Source organism: Vibrio sp. MEBiC08052 (assembly GCF_001506075.1).
Taxonomy (GTDB): Bacteria; Pseudomonadota; Gammaproteobacteria; order Enterobacterales; family Vibrionaceae; genus Vibrio.
Genome location: NZ_KQ947475.1, coordinates 1921145 through 1936152, shown reverse-complemented (window position 1 = coordinate 1936152; position 15008 = coordinate 1921145). Strand labels below are relative to the sequence as shown.

Below are 15008 nucleotides of genomic sequence, written 5' to 3'. Positions count from 1 at the left end.
ATTTTGAAAACTGCGGCAATCATACTGAAAAAAGCCCAAAAAGCAAACGTTTGCTTTTTGGGCTTTCTATACAATAAAATTTATTTTTATGATTAATAATCAAATGATTATGGAATTTTTTACTATATCTCAAGCTGTTCCAGCTGGATATGTGGTGCGATTTTTTGTAGTACCGAACGGGTTGTATCCAGATGAGTCACTGCTGCATTTTTTGTTTCAGCAAGCACCACGCGCTTGATGTCGCTAAATGAATAGCCATTCATTCTGAGCTGGATCACTGCAACTTGCAGTGGTGGAAGACTCGGATTGAAGGCTGCATTTTCGGCATAGGAACCCAGATAAATTTGCTGATCTACAAGTTCAATAGCAACACCGCTGAGCGCATGACTATAGGGTGCATAACTTTTGTTCAGTGCTTTGACCGCTTGTTGTTGCAATGGATCTGTATCATCGGCATGGATTTGATGTGTTTGTGGGTGCATGAATCGCATCTGCATTCCCATGGTCGCCGGCCCAAAAGCTTCTGGCAGGTAATCGTGTAGCTTTTTAGTTGCCTGACTGGGAAGGGTAATTCGCAGCCCTTCGACATCGGAGAGTTCATTCATAAACTGACGACAGTGGCCACATGGCGGTGTATCAATAATGATATCACTGAGTTTGCTTTCACCACTCATCCAAGCATGGGCAATGGCAGCCTGTTCCGCATGGATCGTTTGCCCGAGTGATACACCGGAAAATTCAATATTAGCGCCCAAATACAGCGCACCGGATTCACCTCGGACGATTGCACCGACTTGAAAGTCTGAAACGGGCGTATAAGCATAAATAGCAGCCAGTGGGAGCAAGTGCTGAGCAAGGGTTATGGCATCAAGCCCGCTGACATGAATTAAATGCTCAACTTGTTGTGAGGTGAATGTGGCCGAAAATTTCGGATTGATGACAATCTCTTCGAGCGGTTTGGCCAGTGTTTCAGGTAATCGGCTGAGAACAGTGAGTCGGTCTTGGGTCATGTGTTCATCTCTTTCATCACATCAGGCATTTTATACTAGCGCAGTTTGGTGAATTTGTTGTGACTAAAATCTTATTCTTATGAAGAGTGTAATTTCTATTTCATTTAATATGTGATGAATGTCAAAATTAAAAACAACAATAACTCACTAAATCGTCAGCAGTGGACTCAACCATAGCACCAATGCGAAAACCAGTGGCGCCAGTACAGAAGTGATAATGCCACAGAGTACGAGCGCAAGTGAGCTAAATGCCGCATCTCGGGGATCATTCTCAACACAGCTGGCCGTTCCTAGTGCATGAGATATACTTCCCATAGTTAACCCTTTTGCAATGGGGTGCGTAATATGAAGTAAACGGTAAATCGGATAAGCGAAAATTGCACCGAATAGTCCGACAATCAATACCAGAATCGCGGCTATTGATGGCTCTCCACCAAGATTACTGGTGACTTCCATTGCGATTGGTGTGGTGACCGATTTGGCAAGTAATGCCGCAATGAGCGGTGTGTCTGCATGAAATAAAACCGCAATCAATGCTGTAGTCAGCATGGACATGATACTCCCGAAGACACAGGCAAACAGGATAATGCGCCATTTGGCACGAATTTGCGGTAACTGTTCATAGAGTGGGTAAGCAAGAGCAACAACCGCCGGTTGGAGTAAAAAATTCACCCACTGATTGTCTGCTGCGTAGGTTTCATAAGGCACATTAAAATAGAGCAGAATGCCGATAATAATGATGACACAAATGAGTAGTGGGTTGGCTAAAGGAGTTCGACATTTTTGACATAACCAGCGAACGGCAAAGAAAATAACAATGGTAATCAAAAGCCACATGCGTGATATTCCTCAGTGATGTTCTTTTTTTAGCATACGATCCAGTAGTAAACCCATGCAGATCAATACAATAACTGTTCCACCGATGGCGCTGGCAAATATTGGCAGCGCATTCTCAATCAGGGTGTCGAAATGAGTCATCAAGCCAACACTAATCGGTACAAAGAGAAAAACCATATAGCGGATGAACAGAGATGCTCCGGGTTTTACCCATGAGACGGGTAACAGACCGCTGGTAAGTGCGATAAATAGAATCAGCATCCCTAGTACGCTCCCCGGAATCGAAAGATGCAGCCAAACCTGAATGAGTGTGCCAAGCCATAGGGAGGCCATAATTGCTCCCAAAGAAACCACCAATTTAAGTAGTGAGATAATCATGTTGAGTTCCGAAATCGAGTGATGATTGATTTTTGGCTGATGCAAGTCATCGCCATAAGTGGGAGACTTGCATCAGCAGAGATTCAGCAGTGTCGCTATGATGTCAGGTTCAGCACATAATGGTAGATTGATTTCAGGATCTGCATTTTATGTGGATCCTGCTCATGTTCGTGCGCCAGATTTTCCAGACGGAGAATATAATCATTCAGATGCTGGGAGAAATAATCCTGACAGTGCGATTGCCATTGTTGTTGTTCATGCGGGGTAAGGGTTTCAGGCCAGTTTCTGGCTCGGTAGCGAAACAACAGCGGCTTGATGCGTGGATCCTGAAAAGAGATCGATAAATCTTGTAATGCGTCAGGCGGTGTTTGCCGGATAATCTCCATTGCAGCTTTATCTGCCGGATTAAAAAAGTCATGGTACAGCATCGTATCGACATCAGTATCCGTTGGATACTCTCTCTCTTCATTAAATACTTCGACCAGTTTCTCTCTGATATCCTGAGATTGCTTCATACGCGACAAATGCTGCAAACATTTGTCTCTGTCGATGCCGATTATATGGGCATTTTCTGCCGTCAAGGTCTTCGCCGGAGCGAGGATCGGGCATTTATTGAGATGAACCAGCTTCACCGGAATCGGTAACTCATCTTCTTGTAAATCTTCATGTTTTGTATAAAGACGCGCTCGGATCTCGTCAGCATTGAGATCAAACAACGGCTGGGGATTTTTCGCCAAATCAACCATGATGACTGCATTTTTGTTATGCGGATGCCAGGCAAGCGGCACAACCCAACTGGTATATTGGCAGTGGCTGCCGAGCATACCGGAAACATGCATCAGTGGCGTCATACTGACAATATCGATCAGTGCATTCAGTTTGCGTTTGTGGCGCATGGAGTAGAAGTAATCGAATAATTTCGGCTGGGCATTTTTGATGACTTTTGCCAATTCAATGGTTGCATAGACATCGGCCATCGCATCGTGGGCATTGGTATGTTCGATACCATTGGCAACGGAAAGATGCTCGAGCTTAAAGCTGGTATTGCCGTCTTCATTTTCAGGCCATACAACCCCTTCCGGGCGTAATGCATGACAGGCTCGCGCGACGTCGAGCAGATCCCAACGCGAATTGCCGTTTTGCCAGCTCCATGCATAAGGATCAATAAAATTGCGATAACAGGTATAACGGGTCACTTCATCGTCAAAGCGGATATTGTTATAACCCAGACAGGTAGTATTGGGATGAGACAGTTCCTGATGAATCCGCTGAATAAACTCGGGTTCTGACAGACCTTTGCTATTCGCTTGCTGTGGCGTAATACCAGTGATGAGTGCCGCTTCCGGTGCAGGCAGATAATCCACTGGCAGTCGGCAAAAAATGACCAGAGGTTCACCGATGATATTGAAGTCCATATCTGTTCTGACCCCGGCAAACTGACAGGGGCGATCTTTAGCGGGGTGTGTACCCCATGTTTCATAATCGAAGAAGAAGAATGTCGGTTGTTCGTTGTTTTTCATATGCTTTATGTGTTGATTAAATCAGCTAAATCAACCAATTGAATGAATACGACAGGCCATTGGAACAACGGCAGAATGGACTTCACAACTGGCAGAGAAGAGCATCTCGTTGGCAGTGATTCAATTTCAATAAGTATCCGGTCATCAGTCATCGTTAAGCAAGTCAATTCATCAATATAGACTAACGTTAATTGCCTTGCCGATAGAGCGAATACTATCATTTTGGCACTGAAGAGAAAACAGAATGTCTCAGCGTGTCATGATAATTTGTTTACCGTAGTGCTGTGATTGTGCATATAAAACCTTTTGTTATCAAATGAGTTGTTCGCATTGCCCTCTTGAAAACAAATCAATAGTTGTATTTAATTTTTGTAAATATTGGTTCTTATTGCAATGAAGTGGCATCGGAATGACGACACGTTGGACTCTGTTGTTCCTGATGAAATTGAATCATATGAGATCGAAAATATTTCAAATATGCAACCATTTGGTTTTGAGATAAGGAAACAACATGAGACCGGAAACACTATTGGCAAAATTCAATCTGAAAGGGATGAATTATCAAGCGATACATCAGGGCGGGCGAAGTAAATTCAGTGTTGAAGAACAGCTTGCGATGGTTGGGGTGAGCTGGAAGTCATCACCAATTGGCTTTCTTGTTCTATTTGTCGAAACTCAAGATTGCCGTTATTCTCGTCAGGCCTTGGAAAAAGAGATCCAGTCGGAGATTGCCACGCTGACCCAAAACTGGCGCGGCCAGCGTAGTGAATCTGCATTTGCTGCAATGGTTGATGCGGCAATTGAAGAGGCAACCCATCCTCAGGGAACGATCTGTTCATCTTGCGGAGGCTCCGGTCTTTACAAAACGTCACACCGGCAAATGAGAAAATGTACTCATTGTGAAGAGGGACGAGTATTGTGGCGTCCAGAATCCCGTTATGTTGCGATGTGTTCTCGTGGTTTTATTTGTTCGTATCCGATATTTAAACGATACAATGCGATCTTGGAAGAACTCAGTCAATGGCTTGCAGCAAAACGTAATGCAGCAATGTTGACGCTCATGGAGCGAATAGAGCGAGAAGAAGAAACTTATGCTTTGATGAATTAAAGTTAGTATTATAAGAAATAGTATTCCCTGATATATCCATTTTAATCGCCAATTATTTATAATATAAGACAATATCATTTTTATATGATGTCGATGTTTAAATTTATCCTGATTTTTAATTTTTTATAATTCATAGTTTAGCTTATCTATGCAATAAATAGTTCGCAAAGTGATGAACGCAGATATTGAAATATATTTTTGAATGGCGCATGATATCCACACTGCAAAGCTCTGCCTGACTGGTGGGGCTTTTTTATTTGAACTGTGATTGGTTTTGGTATTCAATAAATAGTTCGCAAAGGGATAAACACAGATATTGAAATATATTTTTGAATGGCGCATGATATCCACACTGCAAAGCTCTGCCTGACTGGTGGAGCTTTTTTATTTCCTTTTTGTTATTGATGATTTTTATTTTATTTGAATCGTTCGGTACAAATAATTAAACACTCATTCATCCTGTGCTCTTGTTCGGCTATGCGATATAAAACACAACGAAATATGTGATACCCATTATCACATAGGAGATATATTTTGAACTCAGAAATATTACAGCTTGAATCACCTAGTCAGCTTTATGAACGGATTGAAGCTTCTCTCATACAATTATTGGGAAACGATATCGTCGTGAAAAATTATGATGAATATCGCACGATGACAATCGAATCTCTGACACTCCTGATTGAATTTCGCTATGGAAGAGCAGGGAGCCGAAGTGAGCGAGGACAATATTGTCATGGCTTCCATATTCGGATTCATTGTCTCTTACCGCGTTCAGCTGAGCGAGCTTTTCTCCGGATCTTGGATAGCATTGCTATGATTGAACGCTTTATCGATAGAAACTGTTGGGGTGTTGATATCCGCCAAATAGACATGCCTGAATTTTTACGTACAGAACCAAGCGGACTTCAGTATCAACTGGCGCAGGTGATTGGCCGGGCGGTCAGCTGGCGGCAAAACCTGTACCTTGGCGAGCCTCTCATTCAACCAGATGAAGCACGAGGTGGGATTGCCTGGGCTGTGAATCCGGAACATTTGGATGACGCGGATGAATATCAGCCGTTGGAGGTCAAGTATGCGTCAGGCAATTGAATTACTCGTCCGAGAAATGCTGACTCCCTATTTAGAGCGAATTGAAATGCTTTCCAGTGAACTGGAAGAGTTACGACGTCGCAACCGGAGCCTGATTCGATTAGGGCGGGTTGAGGCCATTCATGAAAACGGCTGGTTGATCAAAGTGAAGCACGGTGACTTGACGACTCCATTTATTCGCTGGTTTGCTTCTTCTGCCGGTGAAACCAGAGACTATCGTTGTCCGTCGGTTGGTGAGCAAGCTTTGGTGCTTAATTATGGTGCCGGTGATAACGGCAGCCAAACGGTCGCTCTGACAGGATTATTCAGTGATAACTTCCCGTCTCCGAGTGGGGATCCCAACGAAATCCTGCGGGTTTATCCGGATGGCAGTCGTACCAGCTATCATGCAAAAAATCATGTCTTGACCGTCGATATTAAAGGCGATGTTCACATCAATGTCGAAAAAAGTGCGCAGATTGTCGCTGGTGATGTGGCAACCGTGGATGCCAAAAGTATTGCTTTGAACGGTGGGTCATCTTGTGTCACGACAGCACACATTTGTCATTTTACCGGCAATCCACATGCCGATGGTTCCAGTACAGTCACTGCGGGGAAATAATATGGCTATCAATGCAGATATTTTAGAAGGGGTAATCATCCAGAAATTAGAAGATGCGGGCTTTCGAACCGCCGTCAAACATGCTTATGCCCAAGTGATGGTGAAAGCGATTGCTCAAGCCGTTGTTGAACATATCCAAGGGCAAGCGGAAGTAAACGTCACAGGCGGTTCGTCGGCCGGCGTCTATAAGGTGAGCTAATGATTGGTATTGATCGGATGACCGGCAGACAAATTGAAGGCTATGAACAGTTAGTCAGTCGGGTGACTCAAGTCATGACCACCCCGTTAGGAGGCCGCGTGAAGCGCGCGGCTTTCGGTAGCCGGGTACGGGAACATTTAGCGGCGAATATGACTGACCATATGTTAGTTCGTACTCAGTCCGCTGCGCTTGAGGCATTTTATAACCCAGAAAACGGACTGTCTGATTTTATCCCGGACAGTTGTATTGCAACACGTCACGCGACTGGCCTAAGCCTTTATTTTTCAGGCAATTGGAAAGGGCGGACAGTTAAGTTTGAGGTACCCCTGAATGTTTCCACATCAGAATCCACTACCTAAACCAGAAATCATCCAGACCCCACCGTTTGAAGTTCTGCTCCAACAAGTAAAGCGCGATATTTTGGCATACTTTGCACAGCACTCTCCAGATGATGCAACTGCGGTGAATGAAACACTCGGCAATGAAGCTGAATTACTGACTAAATTTGTCGAAGCATTTACTGTGATTTTGCAAAACCATATCCGGCAATTGAATGGCCAGGCACAACAGATGTTTGGCATGTATGCGACGGATAACGACATGATCGACTTAATTGTGAGCCAGTTAGGTGTGACTCGTCAGATTATTGATCCCGGAGATCCCGGTGCATTTCCTCCGATTCCACCAGTTATGGAGAGTAATGATTCACTACTCTCCCGATACTATTTGGCCGCTTATGCCTTAGCGAGTACCGGCACACGATCAGGATACCGTTTTCATGCCATGACTTTAGGGGGACGGCCTGAAGTTCAGATCAACAGTCATGAGAAAAATCGAGTCGTCGTGACCTATGAGTATCAGGCGCATGACATGGCTGGCTTGACGAAAGATGCACAAGCCCGGCAAGTATCTCCCGGTGTTGTTGATTGCTTTATTCTGACACATGAAGGCAATGGTCTGCCAACTCCGTCGTTGATCGAGGCGACTCAAGCTTATCTGGAGCGGGATGACATCGCTCAGGAAACCGATTTGATCACCGTAAAAGCGCCTGATATTCGCCCATGGCAGTGTGAAGCGAAGCTTTATATCCGTCCCGGTCCCGATGCTGATGTTGTGCGGACGGCGGCAGAAAAAGCAGTGAAAGTTTATGCCCTGAAACAACATCGACTCGGTGCCAGCATCGAGTCATCCATGCTCTACAGTGTGCTACTGGAGTCAACCGGAGCACACCGCGGAGACGTTATTCAACCTGAGCAGCCATTGCGTTGTGCTTACAGTGAGGCGCCTTATCTTGAGTCAGTCAAAATTACCGTTGACACTGAAAACATATAGTGTCCTCCCGGACAACCGCAGTCCGCTCGAACGTTCAATGGAGTTGTCATTTAGCCAGCAAATTTATGCCATTGACAATCCATACCCTCATTTGCTGGATGCCCAGAAAACGGCGATGGAAATCGTTCCTTATCTCGCTGCTGAGTTTCAACTCACGGTATGGGAGACGGCTGATACAGAACTGGTTAAGCGCAACCTTGCCGGACATGCATGGCAGGTTCGGAAAATGAGCGGCACCCGTGCCGGGCTCAAGTTAGCACTGGAGTCATTTGATTTTCAAAGTCAAATCAAGCCATGGTATCAGCAAGAGCCACAAGGTCAGCCATACAGCTTAGAGATCGTGGCTTGGGAAAATGGTAACAAGCCAGTCAACGTTACCAATGTCAAAAAGCTACTCGCTTATATTGAAAACACCAAATCAGAACGGGATCAAATTGAGCTTTCTTTGATGTTTGGGGTTGAAACAAGCATGGGTATCACCGGTGCAATCGCTCCGGTGATCAATACGCAGGAGACCTCGGGTGATGCAAAATTATGGCCAATGCCAGAGGCTCACGTTGCTCTTTCTGTCTGTGGTGCGACCGTGCCCGGGATGAGTATCAATGCTGTTGAGGCAAGTGCTGTTACTCCAGTCATTGCTGGATATAGTCAAATCAAGGTGACGGGTTATGCAGCGCATTACAACATCACCGTTTTAACCATGAATGCGAGAGCTACGTTATGAGTGAAGACACAATTAAGTTAGTGATCACCCGCAAAGGCCTGGAGGAATGTATCAGCGCCAAAGCCAAGGGGATCCAGTTATCATTAAAATGGGTATCAGCCGGTGATCGGGCCTATACCCCAAATCCGGATCAAACGACGTTGCAGAATGAATTGCAGCGGGTTGAATTTAGTGAATTCAAAGATATAGGTGGCAGCCAGATACAGGCGGTGGCTAAGTTCTCTGGACCTGATGAATATCCCATTCGTGAACTCGGCTTTTGGCTAGAAGATGGCACCTTGTTTGGTGTGATTTCTGCGGCAAATACAACGCTGAACTATAAAGCGAGAAATGGCCATTGTATTCAACCGTTTACGTTAGATTTAAGCACCCTGCCTAGCGATAGCGTGACGGTCGTGGTGGGCACAGAAAACCTCAACATTTTGATTGATACAGAAATGATGATGGATGCAGTTGTGTTTTTACGTAGTCAGGTAATTCAAATTAAACAAGGTCATACATATATGAATATGAGTGAGAGATTGAGGACATTGGAGGCTAACCATGGCTAATATCATTGAAGAATTGCAGTTACTTAAACAAGCATCGCAAGAACAAACGGCAGCTTCTCAAGCTGTCGTGCAGGCAGTGTCTGGCAAAATGGCTGCGATTGATAAAAACATCAATGACTCAATCACCAAGGTTGAAAGTACATATGACCAAAAGACCAGCAATCTGACTATCATCGCAACAGATGGGTATCGAAAGGCTATCGAGCATAACTCAGGCGGTCGAAACACCGTCATTTATGATGCTCAGGGCAACCCAAACATCATGTGCGTTATTCCGCGCTTCAACATTGAAGATCTGGGATTAGCAGATCTTAATCTTGGCACCGGCGTTCATCCTGCATTTATAACCAACGGAGCGCCTCGCAGCGAAATCTTGATCGGCAAATATCTGGCATCGGCAGCAGCAGGCGGCTCCGCCGTTATTGGTGGTACTCCACCGCGAAACATGGTTGATTACGACACTGCAAAACAGCTCTGCACGCAGAAGGGCGATAACTGGCATCTTATGTCGATTCATGAATGGGCCGCGATTGCGCTCTGGTCTCTGGCTAACGGCACTGTACCTCGCGGCAATACGTACCATGGACGCAGCTATGAGGCGAAGTGGGAAACCGCTCGCCGTGTCGACGACGGATTGCCCGGAGACACTAGTGGCACCGGACGAACCGACACAGGCAAAGGCCCAGTCACGTGGAATCACGATCATAGCGAGTTCGGTGTATGCGACCTGGTTGGCAATGTGTGGGAGTGGATTGACCAGATGAAGCTGGATGACGGGCAGATCCTGACAACGCTGGATAACAATCCGGCAGTCGCCGAGGCTAACTGGCATCGCCACCCAGCCTATTTTGATTCAACCTCTGAAAATCAAAGCGGAACAGGTTACATCGGTTCGCCAGTACTCAGTGACTCAGTGACCAAGCGTAACGGGCCAGCTGACGACGATAGTTACAAGTATCCGTATATGCATAACTCGCATTTTGCTGCGATCACAAAGTCGGCCGGTTATACGCCTAACGAGTTGTTGCGTCGATTGCTGATTGAATCCGCAACCACGGCTACAGTTGGCGGCGGGCTCTGGTGTCTCAACTATGGCGAGCGGCTCCCGTTTCGCGGGGCCAGCTGGTACGATGGATCGTTCTCCGGACTGGGCGCGCTCGCTCTGAACTATGGTCGGTCATACTCGTACAGTAACATCGGTTTTCGTCCCGCTTTCTTTGTTTAACAGGAGTAAAACAGATGTTTAGTTATATTTTTCAGGGTCGAACTCAAACAGATACGACCTACAGCTATATGAATTCGTTGGGTATGACTCAGGAGCAGATCGAGTCTGTTTTGCAGCAAAAGAATTTTGAGGAGGCTCAAAACGTTGTCAAACGAAAAGAAGCTTACCGACTTGAGTCAGACTCTCTGTTTATGGAGTGGCAGTACGACAAGACGCCTGATTCTGAGCAAGTTTGGCGTGATAAAGTCGCTGAGATTAAAGCCCGTTACCCGCTGCCATCAGAATCGTAATTAACCGCTTAAATTAAGGCGGTTTTTTTTATCCCCAAATTCCAGCCTAGTGCTGGGTTTTTAGGCACCTTGTTTGGTGTGATTTCTGCGCCGAATACAATGCTGAACTATAAAGCGAGAAATGGCCATTGTATTCAAACATTTACGTTAGATTTAAGCACTCTACCTAGCGATAGCGTGATGATCGTGGTGGGCACAGAAAACCGCAATATTTTGATTGATACAGAAATGATGATGGATGCAGTTGCGTTTTTACATAGTCAGGTAATTCAAATTAAACAAGGTCATAGATATATGAATATGAGTAAGAGATTGAGAACATTGGAGGCTAATCATGGCTAATATCATTGAAGAATTGCAGTTACTTAAACAAGTATCGCAAGAACAAACAGCAGCAAGTAATGCTTTATCACAGGATGTTGCAGGAATAATTGGCGAAATTCATAGTGAGTTAGATGCAAAGAAGGCTGAAGTTGATAAATATTTGCTTGCACAAGCGACAAAGCTAATTAAGGACCCATCAACTTTCTTACTACTAGGACGGCGTGGTATACAAACCTCTATTCAATTTCACGGGTTGTTCGGTTTAGATAATTTTACAGCACCGACATACTGTATGTTATCAGTTGTTCAAGATTATTTTAATAACACAATAGGTGGTACGACGCTAAAAACATATGGGACACTCAATTTTACTGTATGTACAGTAACGCTGGATGGTGTGCAATATTTGGCATTGCGTAATGATGGTGAAATAAATCGACGCTGGATACTGAACGGACATTTTCGTTCGGCAATGGAATTCTTGGGAGTATCGACTGTAGATTCCGTCGATGAAGAACACACATTAACATCATTGGTATAATTATGATTGTTTATTATAAGTCAAATGGTTTAATCGTTAGCGTACAATCTGAGCCAGTTTCAGATGTATTTAATGCCTATCAATCAATTAACCTTGAATTAAGTGAGAATGAACTGGCTAATATTGCAACCTATAGAGTTGTCAACGGTGAATTGGTTCAAAGTACTGAACTTATTGAGCAGTACCAGAAAGTAAAATTAGCAAATGCCGCGATTGAGTCTGAGAGAAGAAAAAAAGACGCGATTCGTAGTGACATCGCACAAACAGCAGGTGATTCGTTGAGCCTGTTGGGTACGACGTCAGATGTAGCGTTGTTGTTGCTTTTTGAAGTGGCAAAAATGGCGCAAGATATTCATTCAGCAACATCACTTGAAGATGTAAAAGAAGCGGCAAAGCCGATCAACGATTTGTTCAATTCGTTGGTGATGAAGGTCAATAATGGAGAGGTTAAATTGCCCTACTTAGAAAAAGGTATTGATGTGGTTATGAACGAAATTGAACAGCGTTCGACATTGGTCACGGATGCGCTAATAGCCAATAAATAGCAGCACAATAAGGCGCTATAAAAGCGTTTTTTTTATACCCAAAACCCAGCCTAGTGCTGGGTTTTTAGTTTCTGGAGACCTATATGGTAACCCAAAAGTCAAAGCTGGCAGAGTGCTTATCCTATGAGGTGCTTGCACCATACCAATGCCCGAATCAGCGGCACTGGTATCAAAAAGGCGACATCGTCGATTTGCTTCCTTGTGAAGCTGAATTTTTAAAACTGGGCGGTAAGGTCAAACTGATGACCTCACTGCCTACTCAACAGAAGGAGAAGGCGAATGCCTGAAATTGCATCATTTGTGCATAACGGTATCAGTGTTATCAATCATCCCGCACCACCCCCGATGGGGCCGCTGGGAAGCATCGTTTTGGGCGTCGTCGGGACTGCACCAGATGCTGATTCATCACTGACCAAAAATACACCGATTCGTATTGCGAATATGGCTGATGCCGCAAAGCTTGATACGACCGGCGCAGAAAAAGGAACTTTGTGGCGGACTTGTTATGAAACATTCCGTTTAGTTTCCGTTCCGATTTATGTGGTGATTGTTGAGGAAGGTGCGGAGCAGTCAGATACAGTCAACAATGTGATTGGTCAGGTTGACGCAACCACCGGTCAACGGACGGGTATTCAAGCCTTGGCTGATTGTATGGAAACGCCAACCCATATCAGCGCGCCGGGATTTAACACCAAACCGGTAGCCGATGCTTTGGCCGCAATGGGGAAACGCTTATTTGCCATCCCTGTCGGTGACGGGCCGAATACCAATGATAACGATGCGGTCGCCTATTCACAGAGTCTTGGTGGTGAAGGCACGGGGTACGAATCTTTCTATCTGGTGGATCCGCAGGTGTCTGTTTACAGTCAGGCTGCAAAGGGCAATGTGTCATTTTCCGGTGCAGCGGTGGCGCTGTCTTGCTTTGCTCGTGTGAAAGCATGGGAAAGCCCGGCGAAGGGCGGCATGGGCGCATTGATCAGCGGCACAGCCCGGACGATTGACTATAACATTATGGATAAATCCACCAATGGTGATTTGTTAAATCGTCACGGCGTTTCCTATTTTGCGCGGACCTCATTAGGCGGCTTCTCTCTGATTGGTAACCGTTGTGTGATGGGGCGTTTCGTCTCTCAGGTTGGTCTGGAATATGCCATTGTCCGTAAGTTGGCGAAGACAGCTCAGAGCGCAATGGCCAGAAATCTGAGCAAGTCCTTTATGGAACAGGAAATCACCAAACTGAATGTTTGGCTGAAATCACTGCAAGCCGATGAAACCGTGATGGGCGCTGAAGTCTACCTTCATCCGACACTCAATAACGTTGAAAACTACCGTAATGGCGAGTGGCATATTGCGATCAAATACTACGGCTACGCGCCTAATGAACATATGGTGTACCACTTGATTGAGGACACCGGTATTGTTGAATCATTTCTTGAGGAGGTCCTTTAATGGCAGGTCAACGTTCACGAATTACGCGTTATGCCATGATTAACTCTCATCCGTTAATCAAAGAGCTAGACGAATTTACCCCACCAGAGATCAAAAAGGTCATGCAGGAAACCCGCGGTGGTTCTTTCATTCCGGGCGAGATCATGGTCGGACTTGAGAAAATGAATAGTAAGTGGAAGGTCAAAGGCGCTGATCAGGCGCTTTTATCTGCTTATGGATTAGCGGCCGGAAGCTTGTGTCAGGTGGATATTAAAGAGTCCCACCAGGATGAAGACGGAAACAATTTTGCCATTGCGTATAGCTTAACCGGTGAAATTATTTCGGTGACTGAATCGGCCAGTAAAATGGGGGAATTGCCGGATCACGATATGGAAATGTCGGTCAGAGCATACAAGAAAACCGAAGATGGCAAAGTCATCTATGACATTGATCGTCATGCCCAAATTCTCAATCTGGGTAACGGTGATCTGATGGAAGCCCATCGCCGTAATGTCGGTATGGCATAAGTTTGGTTATTTATTTTTCCGGTATTGCTACAAATCAGGCCCCTTGCGGGGCCTTTTTTTATGCGCACCTTTTTTATGGCGCACCTTTGTATACGTAACGTTGATGAGGAAGGAGTCACCCCTATGTTGCACACTCATAACCTAGTCTGGCCGATTGAAGATGATAAAGGTCAACCACTGAATCAGGTAAACATTCACACGATCACCGTCGGGCAACAGCGAGAACTGACCCGCCACCATCAACATGATGATAATCAATTGCTTTGGGAATGTATCTGTCTGAGCACCGGACTGACATCCTCTGAATTGAAGAAGCTGGTCACTCCGGATTTCAACTCGATTCGAGAACAAGTTCTGGAACTGATGCAATCCAATGCATCCACATTACTGAACGGTCAGTTTGACCTCAACGAACCGACATTACTGATCCCGATTCAGGGCGATGATGGTCAGGAAAAAACCGGCTATAAACTTCGCCCGCCGACGGTTGCAACCACAGAACTGATGGAGACTCATCAGGACGAGTGGGAAAGAACTCTCTTTATCAGTGCCAGCTGCTGTGGGTTTACCCATCAAGAGCTCACCCGTTTGAGTCTGCCGGACTGGAATCAGCTTCAGGAGCGACTGATCGATTTTTTGCAACAACCGGCGGACTTCTTTCGCCAAGAGATGTTGAAGTCCTGACAGACGTGATCCCGCTGGCCTACCACGTATCCCCAAAGGAGATCATGGAGTGGCGTATTGATGATGCTTTGCGCCGTTACTACTTAGCTGCG

Annotated in this window: 21 protein-coding genes; 17 read left to right on the top strand and 4 right to left on the bottom strand. The window is 45.4% G+C overall.

All coding sequences use genetic code 11. From position 1 onward, the window contains the following. Positions 1 to 122 precede the first annotated feature (122 nt). The 4 genes from cdd to sbcB all read right to left on the bottom strand — a co-directional run bounded on the left by cdd (position 123) and on the right by sbcB (position 3745). Positions 123 to 1010: a cytidine deaminase gene (gene cdd / locus VRK_RS08400; protein ID WP_059120944.1), complete on the bottom strand. Its 888-nt coding sequence runs from the start codon at positions 1008 to 1010 to the stop codon at positions 123 to 125. Positions 1011 to 1157: 147 nt separating this feature from the next. Beyond that, positions 1158 to 1847, bottom strand: a complete 690-nt coding sequence (locus tag VRK_RS08395) for a CidB/LrgB family autolysis modulator (RefSeq protein ID WP_059120943.1) — start codon at positions 1845 to 1847, stop codon at positions 1158 to 1160. Positions 1848 to 1859: 12 nt separating this feature from the next. Further along, positions 1860 to 2225 carry a CidA/LrgA family protein gene (locus VRK_RS08390; RefSeq protein WP_059120942.1) on the bottom strand — a complete coding sequence of 122 codons (366 nt, stop codon included), beginning with the start codon at positions 2223 to 2225 and terminating at the stop codon, positions 1860 to 1862. Positions 2226 to 2320: 95 nt separating this feature from the next. After that, on the bottom strand, positions 2321 to 3745 hold the full coding sequence (gene sbcB / locus VRK_RS08385; RefSeq protein WP_059120941.1) for an exodeoxyribonuclease I: 1425 nt from the start codon (positions 3743 to 3745) through the stop codon (positions 2321 to 2323). A gap of 511 nt (positions 3746 to 4256) precedes the next feature. On the opposite strand from sbcB, the gene VRK_RS08380 reads away from it, so the two are divergent. The 17 genes from VRK_RS08380 (at position 4257) to VRK_RS08305 (ending at position 14916) form a co-directional block, all read left to right on the top strand. Then, entirely contained in the window at positions 4257 to 4853 is a 597-nt protein-coding gene (locus tag VRK_RS08380) for a transposase (RefSeq protein WP_059120940.1), read from the top strand. A 534-nt stretch (positions 4854 to 5387) separates the two neighbouring features. Further along, positions 5388 to 5945: a hypothetical protein gene (locus VRK_RS08375; RefSeq protein WP_059120939.1), complete on the top strand. Its 558-nt coding sequence runs from the start codon at positions 5388 to 5390 to the stop codon at positions 5943 to 5945. After that, positions 5929 to 6546 carry a phage baseplate assembly protein V gene (locus tag VRK_RS08370; RefSeq protein ID WP_169739391.1) on the top strand — a complete coding sequence of 206 codons (618 nt, stop codon included), beginning with the start codon at positions 5929 to 5931 and terminating at the stop codon, positions 6544 to 6546. Before VRK_RS08375 ends, VRK_RS08370 begins: the two co-directional genes overlap by 17 nt. A gap of 1 nt (position 6547) precedes the next feature. Next, positions 6548 to 6745, top strand: coding sequence for a hypothetical protein (locus VRK_RS08365; RefSeq protein WP_059120938.1), 198 nt, complete (start codon positions 6548 to 6550; stop codon positions 6743 to 6745). Then, positions 6745 to 7104: a hypothetical protein gene (locus VRK_RS08360; protein WP_059120937.1), complete on the top strand. Its 360-nt coding sequence runs from the start codon at positions 6745 to 6747 to the stop codon at positions 7102 to 7104. Before VRK_RS08365 ends, VRK_RS08360 begins: the two co-directional genes overlap by 1 nt. Continuing rightward, a complete protein-coding gene (locus VRK_RS08355; protein WP_059120936.1) occupies positions 7076 to 8077 on the top strand; it encodes a baseplate J/gp47 family protein in 1002 nt (333 codons plus the stop codon). Before VRK_RS08360 ends, VRK_RS08355 begins: the two co-directional genes overlap by 29 nt. Further along, complete coding sequence (locus VRK_RS08350; RefSeq protein WP_059120935.1) at positions 8037 to 8801, top strand: phage tail protein I; 765 nt, start codon at positions 8037 to 8039, stop codon at positions 8799 to 8801. The genes VRK_RS08355 and VRK_RS08350 overlap by 41 nt, the downstream gene beginning before the upstream one ends. Next, positions 8798 to 9352 carry a phage tail protein gene (locus VRK_RS08345; protein ID WP_059120934.1) on the top strand — a complete coding sequence of 185 codons (555 nt, stop codon included), beginning with the start codon at positions 8798 to 8800 and terminating at the stop codon, positions 9350 to 9352. The genes VRK_RS08350 and VRK_RS08345 overlap by 4 nt, the downstream gene beginning before the upstream one ends. Beyond that, positions 9345 to 10577 carry an SUMF1/EgtB/PvdO family nonheme iron enzyme gene (locus VRK_RS08340; protein WP_059120933.1) on the top strand — a complete coding sequence of 411 codons (1233 nt, stop codon included), beginning with the start codon at positions 9345 to 9347 and terminating at the stop codon, positions 10575 to 10577. Before VRK_RS08345 ends, VRK_RS08340 begins: the two co-directional genes overlap by 8 nt. A 14-nt stretch (positions 10578 to 10591) precedes the next feature. Continuing rightward, positions 10592 to 10867: a hypothetical protein gene (locus tag VRK_RS08335; protein ID WP_059120932.1), complete on the top strand. Its 276-nt coding sequence runs from the start codon at positions 10592 to 10594 to the stop codon at positions 10865 to 10867. Between the two features lie 69 nt (positions 10868 to 10936). Beyond that, entirely contained in the window at positions 10937 to 11209 is a 273-nt protein-coding gene (locus VRK_RS21270; protein ID WP_197413082.1) for a hypothetical protein, read from the top strand. After that, on the top strand, positions 11202 to 11732 hold the full coding sequence (locus VRK_RS08330) for a hypothetical protein (protein ID WP_059120931.1): 531 nt from the start codon (positions 11202 to 11204) through the stop codon (positions 11730 to 11732). Before VRK_RS21270 ends, VRK_RS08330 begins: the two co-directional genes overlap by 8 nt. 2 nt (positions 11733 to 11734) lie before the next feature. Continuing rightward, the gene (locus VRK_RS08325) at positions 11735 to 12277 is read left to right on the top strand and encodes a hypothetical protein (protein WP_059120930.1); all 543 of its coding nucleotides are present in this window, start codon (positions 11735 to 11737) and stop codon (positions 12275 to 12277) included. Between the two features lie 83 nt (positions 12278 to 12360). Then, on the top strand, positions 12361 to 12564 hold the full coding sequence (locus VRK_RS08320; RefSeq protein ID WP_059120929.1) for a hypothetical protein: 204 nt from the start codon (positions 12361 to 12363) through the stop codon (positions 12562 to 12564). Beyond that, a complete protein-coding gene (locus VRK_RS08315) occupies positions 12557 to 13726 on the top strand; it encodes a phage tail sheath protein (protein ID WP_059120928.1) in 1170 nt (389 codons plus the stop codon). The genes VRK_RS08320 and VRK_RS08315 overlap by 8 nt, the downstream gene beginning before the upstream one ends. Then, complete coding sequence (locus tag VRK_RS08310) at positions 13726 to 14232, top strand: phage major tail tube protein (RefSeq protein ID WP_059120927.1); 507 nt, start codon at positions 13726 to 13728, stop codon at positions 14230 to 14232. Before VRK_RS08315 ends, VRK_RS08310 begins: the two co-directional genes overlap by 1 nt. 123 nt (positions 14233 to 14355) lie before the next feature. Further along, positions 14356 to 14916 carry a phage tail assembly protein gene (locus tag VRK_RS08305; protein WP_059120926.1) on the top strand — a complete coding sequence of 187 codons (561 nt, stop codon included), beginning with the start codon at positions 14356 to 14358 and terminating at the stop codon, positions 14914 to 14916. The last annotated feature ends 92 nt before the right edge of the window (positions 14917 to 15008 follow it).